Genomic DNA, 9,743 nt, shown 5'->3' with positions numbered 1-9,743 from the left:
AGCAGCGCTTCGAGCCCCTCACGCAACAAGATTGTAAATGCCCCCAGGAAGGTAGACGCATCTGTGGCGGCATCAGGGGACAGCACGGCTTCCGCATCGTCGAATAAGCCGTCGAGCACCGATACCTTTTCCGTGAGATCTTCGGGCGAGGCACCGCGGTCGATCGCGGTGCGGAACTCACCCATAGCCCCCTCGATACGACCCATCAGGGTCGCATCGCGCGCAGTAAGCGTCGGCTCAATTGGTTCGAACCCGTCGAGATACGCCGACAGGGCCAGCTCCTTTGCCCCGTGCGCATTGCCGCGCCGTGCCGCAGCGACACTTTCGGCGAGCTTGGCACGGGCGAGTGAGAGCGATCCGGGCGCCTGTTGCACCACCTGATCGGGGTGGCGACGCAGGAACGCGAGCACGGCATCAGCCCTGGCTTCGCCGATTGAGGTGGCGAGCGCAGCCGGGGTGAGCGCCACAAGCGTTTTCAAGTCCGGAATACGTCTGCGAAGCGCCGCGTCCGACTTCCACAGCCGCGCGCCCTCTCGCGCCTGTTCGTCGGTAAAGGCAAAGCTGCCAGCGCGGAACGCAGCCGCCCAACGCTGATCGTTCGGCAGATCAGCGAAGCTCTGCATCGCCGTCCCGTCAATGCCCTGCGTCACCACCTGATAAAGCGCGAACACACTCCGTTGCCGGGCGCGGGTTACATCGGTGAACGCAATCGGAGGCGTGGAAAGCTTGGCTGCGTCAGGACCGTGCCCGTTCCCTGTCATGCCGTGACAAGCGGCACAGGTCTGCTGGAACAGGGCAGATCCCGATGCGAGATCCGGCACCTTGTCGGGCGCGAGCGGCACCGGATAGGCGCGCAGCAGATCGGCCGCGAGCCCATGCGCGAGGGTAGCGACCTGTTCGGCCGATCCCTTGCGGCCAATAAGCGCTTGGAGGTTGGCGGCTCCTTGAATGAGGCTTTGCCGTTCGGGCTTTGCCGGCAAGCTCAGAAGCCGTGTCGAAACCGATGCAGCAAACTCATTCATTTCGGAATATTCGGACTTGCTTTTGATCCTGCCGGCCTCAACGGCACCACCATAATCGACCGCCACATAGTCAAGCAGCCGCCACGCGGTTTGCACATCAGCCGGATCGGCCATCGCCGCGGTGGGGACGAGCAAGGCAACTATCGTGGCCAAAAACCGAACCGAGAGCAGCGCCCTGATCACGTCGAGGAAACGCATTATCGCTGCCCTCGTTCGCGCAACGCGCCTGTGACAATCTCATAAGCCGAGTGCAGGAACAGAAGTGCGATTACACCGGCGACCGCCAAGTCCGGCCAGGCGCTCCCCGTCCAAGCGACCAGCCCGGCAGCGGCGATCACTGCCACATTAGCGAGTGCATCGTTGCGGCTGAACAGCCAGATCGCACGGACGTTGGCGTCTCCTTCCCGGAAGCGTGCAAGCACCAATGCCGAGGCGACATTGATTGCCAGAGCGACGACGCCAATCGCGCCCATCAGCTCGGCATCAGGTGCGGTAGCGTTGAGGGCTCGCCAGATCGCGAAGCAGATCACGCCCACTCCGAGAGCCCCAAGAAACAGCCCTTGCGAGAGGGCAATATTAGACCGCGCCCGGGGCGCCCAGGCGAGTGCAAGCAAGCCAAGGAGGCTGATCGAGCCGTCGCCCAGAAAGTCGAGCGAGTCCGCCTTCAGCGCCTGACTGTCGGCAATAAATCCACCGAACAGCTCGGCAATACCGAAGCCGAGATTGAGCACCACGACGATCAGTAACGCGCGGCGGTAGGCTGGATCATGTTGCGCGCGAGCCGGTTCGCCGGCGCAGCCGCAGCTTGCTTCATTGGGTTCCATGGCCCCTCCCTACATGCTACAGTAACTGTAGGATCAAGCGAAATCTGCGATCCGTTCGCATTAGCAGGTAACAGGATGACGATTGCGCCCATGATGATCGGCCAGCTAGCGCGTGAAACCGCTACCAAGGTGACCACCGTCCGCTTTTACGAGACGATCGGACTTTTGCCGGAGCCACCTCGCACCGCGTCCGGACGTCGGACTTATGGGGCATCCGACATCCAACGACTCAACTTCGTTCGCAACGGACGTCGGTTGGGGTTTTCGATCGACGAAATACGCTCGCTGATTGCCTTAGCGGAAGCACCTAACCAAGATTGCAGCTCGGCATCTGTCATTGCAGCGCGGCACCTCGAAGATGTGGAGCGCCGCCTAGCTCAGCTCACTTCATTACATAACGAGCTGGCGACGCTCGCCCAAAGCTGCACCAACAAAAAAATCGCAGACTGCCGGATTATTCAAACCATTGCGGGAGTGTGACCCGAGTGTCCACTAACTGATTATTACGACGCTAGTTTAGCTAATAATAATCGGAGAGTCTTAGCTCGCGCATGATGCCGCCTTCTATTCCAAGTTTGATTACGCTGTCTGAGCGACCGAAGCGCCAATTCCAGAGCGAACCATGCGTATAATCTGTGTCGACGGGATGACCGTTCACCGTGACGATATGCTCACCCACGCTCCATCCGGCCTTCGCTGCCGGACTGCCGATCGCAATATGGACGACGGTAAGCGCGTGTTCGGACGCCGAAAGGCCAAGCCCGCTTCGATCTTTCAACATGGAAAGGAGGTTTCGCGAGGCGGGCCGGCGAAGCCACACAAACCCGGCAGTCACGTCGAATATGGCGTCGAACTGACCAATTAACGGCAATCCGATATTGCCGACCGTGCTGGTCGAGAGCCAGTTGCGATTTCCCAGGGTCGGAATGTTCCATGCAGCCAGACCGCCAATCTCCAGCTTCGGCGTTATGAACACATCGACGGTAGCTACACCTTCGACACCTCCGAGCGCCGCAGTCGATGTCGCTCGCCCGCGAGCCAGGCCATGCGCATCGACATAGGCCGAAGACAGCATGAGCGCTGCAGAGCTGCCAAGGTCGATCATCAGCGGCACCGCGCTCGATCCTGCGATCGCGGCAGAGACGTATAGCTCCTGCTTCGCACCATGCCCCAAAGCGACCGGCGTCCAGTCCGCACCGCCGGGGAAACTGCCGGTCGGCATGAGCGCGAATTGCCGATTTCCAAAATCAAGAGCCATGCAATTCCCGACGAACATATCTGCGCCGAGCAGCATGTTGATCCGTCTTCCGAACGCAGCTGACAGTGCGCCCAGATCCGCTACCACTGCGAACTGTAGTCGACGTGTTCGATGCCCGAGCTGCACCTCGACATCATGGATCAAGCGGACCGCAGCTTTCCCGCCCAAACCGCTTATCGTGCGACGTTCGCCGTCCGCCATCCCGAGTGTTCGCGCCAACGATACGTCGATGATGGACGCCCCGCTCCCGCTATCCAGCACCGCCTCAACTGGCGATCCCGCTACCCGAGCCTTCACCAGCAACGTGTCACCGGTTGCGACTTCCAGGGGCTGCCAGTCAGGAGATAGCGGACCAAAATTCCACTGGCCAACGAGATGCGGCGCGATGGTCGCCAAGCCAGGGGTGCCCACAGCTGCAGACACACCGAAACCCAACAGGCGGCCGATCAACGAGCGCCGGGACACGCGCGGGGTTCCCGGTTGTGCGAACAACACAAAGCGATCTCCAACCCTCCGTCGACGGAAGGTGCAGAAGTCGCCTACAAGCTACAGTCACTAGAGGAGCAAGCGCTTCTGTGTCGCTGTGCATGGTTGCGGAAGCTAATACGCCAACAGCGGGCGTGCCCCTAGGGCACGGCTCTATCGACGCAGGGGCGTCGACCGAGCCCGCTCTGGCATCCCGTCTTATATGGGTGACGATCCTCGCGTCAGGTGTGCCACGTGGCACACCTATGGGCGCGCAGCCCGAGATCAATACCCGATTGACATCGAATTCGGCAACGAGCGCGACGCCTGCTTCCAGGATGCTGGGGTCTGCTTGCATTTGCAATGACAGCGTGTTTTCGCCTGAGTCTTGTGCCATAGCGGTCGAGCTTGGGCATGGCTTGAACACCATCCTTGGCCCGCATGTGCGGTCGAATGCTGGGTCCCCGATTTCCGTCGGGCGGCCCGCGAAATACAAGACCTTGCTACCGCTTGTCGGTGCGGGGAATACGTGGGGCGTGGTTACCAGTGTTCCCGCGTGTTCAACCGTCCCGGCTACGGGCGGTTGATGGAACGCGCGCCATGTCCTTGATCAAAAGTTTGTTTACGAGGTTCCGCCGGCGCCAAAGCCCTTCAACGGCTTTATCCGGCAGCGGTTCGGGAATGCTTCAGGTCGAAGCGCTGGTGCAGGCACATGGTGACTGGCTGGCTCTTCTGGCCACAATACTGGAACGCGAACGCGTGATCACAGGCGCCGAACTCGCCCGCACCCTGTCCGAATTTGCCGCGCATACAGCCGAAGATCGCCCTGCCGAGGGACAGATCCTTTCCTTTTGGGCCTCACGCTTGAACGACACAGCCGCAACTCTCGGCAAATTTCCGTCCGTTCACTAGGGCTATCACTCATGCTGAGTGGCGGCCGCTGCTGATCGCCGAGGTGCGCATGGGTTCGGCCTGCTTCGAAATTGGAAACCCGGCGACGCGTCGTGGGCCCTCGAACGTGACCTGTTCGCCGCGTTCGCGCGCCGACTCAACTCATTCGTGATGTCAATTTGATCTACAGAGCCCGTCAGGAGTTATCCCTGATCTGGAGCCGAATCATTCCGCGTCGCGAGTATTTTCTAGAGCATGCTGACCAACGAACCGGGCAGACGTCCTGCCGAACAGACAGCTCCAACCCCGACGCCCGATGTAAGCGCACCGGATCGCATTGCCCGCCTGACCGATCGGCAACGGTCTTATCTCCGCCTCGTGCTTCAGAACCGCAACTCGAAGGAGATCGCCGCGGCCACGGGTAGCAGCCACCGGGCGGTCGATAAGCAGCTGTTAAAGGCCAATAATATCCTCGGTGTGCCGACCCGTTTTGATGCCGCGCGGCTCCTGGCGGAGCACGACGGAGGGGTAGAGCCTTTACCCCCTGCAAACGACCCACCTTCCGCGCCACCAACTTTCCCGCTTCCCCCCCCGTTGCCGACCGCTGGGGCGGCAGCGAATATGCTCACCTGGAAGCAGGTTGCCTTCTGGACCGCGATCATCTCGATCGTGACCCCCTTGGGCCTAACTGCGGCCGGAATGGCGATCGTTACGCTGCTCCTTCTGCTCGGGCTGAAACCACTATGATGGGCGCTGGTCGTCCAAGGGAGCCGTAATGCAAGGACTTTCCAATACGAGCCGGGTAATCGCGGATGAGCTCCGCAAGGCGGAGCGGTCGATCAACCTTGCCGCGCGCGACACTGCTCAGTTTCTTTTGACGACACTCGACGCGACGGAGGTGCATAGCCTTTCGCCCGCAATGACGCAGCGGACGGTGAAGGCAACTGTTGCAGCGCTCGCGTCGTTGGTTGAGGGCCAAGACCATATGGCTATGCGAGCGCATCTGGCCGTTGAGCGGGTTGGCCGACAACTTGGTCTCACCGAGACAAACTGGGGCGAAGGCACGCCGAAGCCGACGACGGCTACACTGACCGAGTTGGCCTTGGAGGCAGCGTAAATTGTCTGAACGGAGAATCGATGTCGCTCGGGATATTTTTGGCACTACTGTTCAATTCCACTCTCGTGGGTATCTGCAGTTTTGCTTTCTTCCGGGGCGGTCGACCTGAGCGCTGCGGGGCAGCAATTAATGTTGTTGCCTCTGTGGTGTCGTCGGTTCTTCGTTTGTACGACGTCGCCCGCCTTGCGCCCGCCGACGTGATCATCATGTCCATCGACTTCGGCGTTGCTCTCGGGTTCTACTGGCTGGGCATCACCACGACCCGCTTCTGGCCGATCTGGGCGGCAGGTTTTGCGCTCGGCGATCTGTTCATGAGCGCTCTCGGCGCATTGCTGCCTGGAATCCCCCTCTTCGCCTATCATACCGGGCTCGGGATCTATGCCTATCTCGCGCTTGGAGCCCTTGCGCTTGGCACGTTCCGCCTACCCCGCGACGCCGAGCCCTACATCCGAAACGGATCACGACGATTATGGGTTCAGCATTTGAAAGAGACGACCTGATCGACGTCGTCATGCGGCTGCCGCGCAAGGCGATCGAGGACACTTTGCTGTCTATGCCGCCAGACGCGAGGGGCCTGTCCGAGCGCAGGCTTGCCGAGGCCAGGGCGGTGTTGGTCGGCCGGCGTCGGCGGGCGACCCACTTCAACGGGGTCCGCTTCTATGATCCGAGCTGGGACATGATCCTGGAGCTTTACGTGGCCACGTGCGAGCGGCGCCGCATCGCTGTGTCCCAGCTTTGTAAGCTTAGCGGAGGCTCGACGACCACCGCTTTGCGCCACATCGAGCATCTCGAGGCGCTTGGATACATAGTCAGACAAACGGATCCCGAGGACGGACGCCGCCTGATCGTCGGCACGCTCGCTCCCCTTCTTGCTGCTTCGGAGCAGTGGCTCGATCTTCAAATCGCGGAGTCCCGAATACAGGATCGGAGATCGGGCTGACGATTTTCTACGGCTCACACTAGACTCCGTTCTTTTGGTCATCAGTGACATATCGAACGACTGAAAAGGTCTCGTTCGATCTACCGCTTGGACAGACGGCGTCAGCCAATCTCGAGCACGAACCTGCAATGCCTCGCTAAATTAACTGCGATTGCCCCGCCACGCCTATCCGGCGCGGCGCAGAGGAGGATGCTCTCCTTCTGCGCTACATGTCACGTAAGACAGCCGAATCGCACGATTCTCACGCCGTTACCGAAAGCACGAGCGAGAACGCGACGGCGTTACCGATAGCACGTGTCTCAGCGGCACGGCGTTATCGATAGCACGAGCGAAGATCGACGCTTCGTTACCGATAGCACGTGATTATTGCCCGTTCCGTTACCGATAGCACGATTCATCGCGCACGACCGACCCGCCAGCGATGCTTAACAATCAACGTTGTGGATCGGCTCAACGCTGACCGCCGCCGTCCACCCGGGCGGGCGCCACAACGATCAAGGGGGACGCTGTGCGGACATGAAAAACCCGGCACGAGGCCGGGCTTTTCGGGACGCCTGCTAGGGCGGATGTGAGAACCCTCACTTAGCTGGCTCCCTTTCATATTGCTACCCCAAAGCGTCGACCGTGGCGCCACGGTGTCGCTGTGTCTGCACGGGCTCCCCTCCCAGGGAGAACGAACAATGGCTGCTGCCCAAAGCCCCGGTCGGGGACTACGCCGGTTTGACGAGCATGCCGCCAAGGCGACGAAGCTTGTCGATGAGTTTTGCGGGCTCGAGACCGGAATGGCACCTTCCAACGCGCTTGCGGCGCTCAAAAGGGCGGCTCCTTATATGGGCGTCCCCCTGCGCGTGGTCTCCGTCATCGATCTCCTGTTTGCCTGGACGAAGCAGCAGGACTGGCAGGGTGGACAAATCCCCGTCGTTTGGCCGTCGAACGACCTGCTCGCGCAAAAGCTGGGCGTAACCGTTCGACAGGTTCAAAAGCTCTTGAACCAGGCACAGGCCTTCGGTCTGATCAGCTTTCGGGATAGTCCGAACGGTCATCGTGGTGGACGCCGCGGGGCCGACGGCTTCATCACGTGGGGCTACGGCATCGTGCTCGCTCCGATCGGGACTAGGCTTCAAGAATTTGCTGCCCGCGCGGCCACGGGAGCCGCAGAGGACGCGGCACTGACAGTGCTCCGCAAGCGCCTTGCCGCTGCCCGCAGGAATATCAGGGCTCTGGCCCAAACGGCATTCGACGCCGACCTTCACGATTTGAAGGCGGGTGACGATCTCGCGTTGGCGTTGATGGCCACCGACCAGATGCGCTGCGTCCGCGATGCCGGCCTTCTGACGGCCTGTGTGGAGCAGATCGAAGAGCGTGCGCGTCGTCTTGCCGAGGCTGTTTCGGCCAAGATTGCCGTCCCCAATATGGTTAGCGATCAGGAAGATTGTTCATGCTGGGATGGACCTGAGGACATCCACTCTACAACTACAAACCAACTCCAATCTGCTAAAGCAGATACCAGTAGTGGCTTGGCGGATAAAAGTAGTGAGAATGGGGACGCCCTCCCCTCTCAACCTCAAACTGCAGTCGACGACGATCTGGAGAAACACGGTGTCGACCCGGAATTCATGATGTCGATCGCGCCGGAGCTCTGTTCCGGTCTGCTCCACCGGGATGGATCGTGGGGCGAGGTGGTCGCCACCGCGGAGCGGCTTGCGGGCCAGTCGGGGATCAGCAATCACGCGTTCAAGGAAGCCTGTCGCATCATGGGCCAGCGAGGTGCTGCTGCCTCCGTCATCGCCACCATCCAGAAATACCGGCGCGGCGAGGTTCAGCGGCCCGGCGCGTATCTTCGCGGAATGAGCAGCAAAGCTGACAAGGGCGAATTGAACCTTGGGCGGACGCTCCACGGCCTCAAGGACACGAGCCGCGCGGTCGCCATGCGGGGGATGTCCGATGGGACCGATGCGACGCCGATCGGGAGCCTGATGTCGCGGCTGGTTTCCCGAGGAGCCGGACTACGATGACGGGATCTCGTCATCTTTTCAAAGGCCTGGACCTCGTACTGCACACCTGGTCTTTGAACGGCTTTCACGGCGTTACCGATAGCACGAGTCCCCACCGACTTCGCGGTGGCCAGCACCTACCGAAATGTGAAACACACCCCGATTTACCGGCTAAATCGCTCCAAATCCTCGTGCTATCGATAACGCGGTCGCTTATCCGACTGCAGGTTTGCGGCCGATCCGCTATAAGCGGCTTTGCTAAGTGAAGCTGGTGGGAGCCCCGACGATGGATTCGCGAGAAGTCGCTCTCACCCAGGGTAAGCTGTTCGACTATCTCGACAGCCCGCTGCACGGCAAAGTCCGTGGCGAGCAGAGTATCATGGACTTTCCACTCTTCTCGTTAGCGAAGCGGCCTCAGATGGAGGCGATGACCTACGAAATGGACGGCGTCAAAATCGAGATCAAGCCCAGTTCGAGCGGTATCGCGACGATGTGGGATAAAGAGGTCCTGATCTACGTCCTGTCGCTGATGGTGCAGCATATTGGTCGGACCGGGGGTGAAGTACAGAACGTCTTCACCTTCAATGCACACGACTTCTTCCGGGCGACCGGCGTCGGACGCCCATCGAAGCGTGATTACGATCGCTTCATCGAAGCGCTCGGTCGTCTGCAGGGCACGCAGATCCGCACGAACATCAAAACTGGCACCGTGGGGACGAAGGGCTTCTTCTCCTGGTTCGCGGAAGCGCAGGCGACCACTCGCGAAACGGCGAGCGGCGTCGATCAACTCATGCCGGTCCGCGTCCAGCTCTGTGACTGGCTCGTCCGCGCGGTCTCGCGTGACAGCCGTATCTATGACTACCACAACGACTATTTCCGTCTCGGCTCGATTGAACGACGCCTTTATGAATTGGCGCACTGCTATTGTCGTGATGAAGAATATGAAATGCCTCTGGAAATGCTGGGTGCGAAGATCGGCTCAACGTCGCCGCTCCGCACGTTGAAAAGTCAGCTCAAGAAGATCGCAGCCGAGAATAAAATGCCGAGTTATTCGATCGACGTGCGTGAAGTCGTTCCGGAAGTCCCTGCGCGTGATAAACTCGGCCGAAGGGTCGGGAAGCCCGAAACGGTCGTTGTGATGCGGCCCAAGGATCGATCGACAGGCGGTCGGGCAGCGTTGGCCGCGTAACATCGACATATAGGCCTGACATGTCGCTCGACTAACAGCGGCT

At 60.4% G+C, this 9,743-nt stretch carries 11 protein-coding genes; 8 read left to right on the top strand and 3 right to left on the bottom strand.

The annotated features are described in order from the left end of the window. Both OXR00_RS16600 and OXR00_RS16595 read right to left on the bottom strand, forming a co-directional pair. On the bottom strand, positions 1 to 1,220 hold a 1,220-nt coding region (locus OXR00_RS16600; RefSeq protein ID WP_267389358.1), incomplete at its 3' end, for a cytochrome c. Next, a complete protein-coding gene (locus OXR00_RS16595) occupies positions 1,220 to 1,846 on the bottom strand; it encodes a cation transporter (protein WP_267389357.1) in 627 nt (208 codons plus the stop codon). The genes OXR00_RS16600 and OXR00_RS16595, both read right to left, overlap by 1 nt. Before the next feature lie 75 nt (positions 1,847 to 1,921). Between OXR00_RS16595 and OXR00_RS16590 the strand changes: the two genes are divergently transcribed. Beyond that, positions 1,922 to 2,326 (top strand): helix-turn-helix domain-containing protein, encoded by a 405-nt coding sequence (locus OXR00_RS16590; RefSeq protein ID WP_267389356.1) that lies wholly within the window; start codon positions 1,922 to 1,924, stop codon positions 2,324 to 2,326. A 40-nt stretch (positions 2,327 to 2,366) separates the two neighbouring features. Here OXR00_RS16590 and OXR00_RS16585 read toward each other — a convergent pair whose 3' ends face one another. Further along, positions 2,367 to 3,500: an aspartyl protease family protein gene (locus OXR00_RS16585; RefSeq protein ID WP_267382057.1), complete on the bottom strand. Its 1,134-nt coding sequence runs from the start codon at positions 3,498 to 3,500 to the stop codon at positions 2,367 to 2,369. 669 nt (positions 3,501 to 4,169) lie between these two features. On the opposite strand from OXR00_RS16585, the gene OXR00_RS16580 reads away from it, so the two are divergent. From OXR00_RS16580 to OXR00_RS16550, 7 genes are all read left to right on the top strand, one after another. Further along, positions 4,170 to 4,481, top strand: a complete 312-nt coding sequence (locus OXR00_RS16580; RefSeq protein ID WP_267389355.1) for a hypothetical protein — start codon at positions 4,170 to 4,172, stop codon at positions 4,479 to 4,481. A gap of 234 nt (positions 4,482 to 4,715) precedes the next feature. Beyond that, a complete protein-coding gene (locus OXR00_RS16575) occupies positions 4,716 to 5,207 on the top strand; it encodes an RNA polymerase subunit sigma-70 (protein WP_267389354.1) in 492 nt (163 codons plus the stop codon). A 28-nt stretch (positions 5,208 to 5,235) separates the two neighbouring features. Then, positions 5,236 to 5,577: a hypothetical protein gene (locus OXR00_RS16570; protein WP_267389353.1), complete on the top strand. Its 342-nt coding sequence runs from the start codon at positions 5,236 to 5,238 to the stop codon at positions 5,575 to 5,577. A 20-nt stretch (positions 5,578 to 5,597) separates the two neighbouring features. Beyond that, positions 5,598 to 6,077: a hypothetical protein gene (locus tag OXR00_RS16565; RefSeq protein WP_267389352.1), complete on the top strand. Its 480-nt coding sequence runs from the start codon at positions 5,598 to 5,600 to the stop codon at positions 6,075 to 6,077. Further along, positions 6,047 to 6,517 carry a winged helix DNA-binding protein gene (locus OXR00_RS16560; RefSeq protein ID WP_267389351.1) on the top strand — a complete coding sequence of 157 codons (471 nt, stop codon included), beginning with the start codon at positions 6,047 to 6,049 and terminating at the stop codon, positions 6,515 to 6,517. The genes OXR00_RS16565 and OXR00_RS16560 overlap by 31 nt, the downstream gene beginning before the upstream one ends. A 680-nt stretch (positions 6,518 to 7,197) precedes the next feature. Beyond that, positions 7,198 to 8,532, top strand: coding sequence for a plasmid replication protein RepC (gene repC / locus OXR00_RS16555; RefSeq protein WP_267389350.1), 1,335 nt, complete (start codon positions 7,198 to 7,200; stop codon positions 8,530 to 8,532). 265 nt (positions 8,533 to 8,797) lie between these two features. Beyond that, positions 8,798 to 9,700 (top strand): replication initiator protein A, encoded by a 903-nt coding sequence (locus tag OXR00_RS16550; protein ID WP_267389349.1) that lies wholly within the window; start codon positions 8,798 to 8,800, stop codon positions 9,698 to 9,700. The last annotated feature ends 43 nt before the right edge of the window (positions 9,701 to 9,743 follow it).

It is taken from the genome of Sphingomonas sp. GC_Shp_3, assembly GCF_026540945.1.
Lineage (GTDB): Bacteria > Pseudomonadota > Alphaproteobacteria > Sphingomonadales > Sphingomonadaceae > Sphingomonas.
The sequence above is the reverse complement of the archived record's forward strand: the minus strand, read 5'-3'. Positions and strand labels throughout refer to the sequence as shown.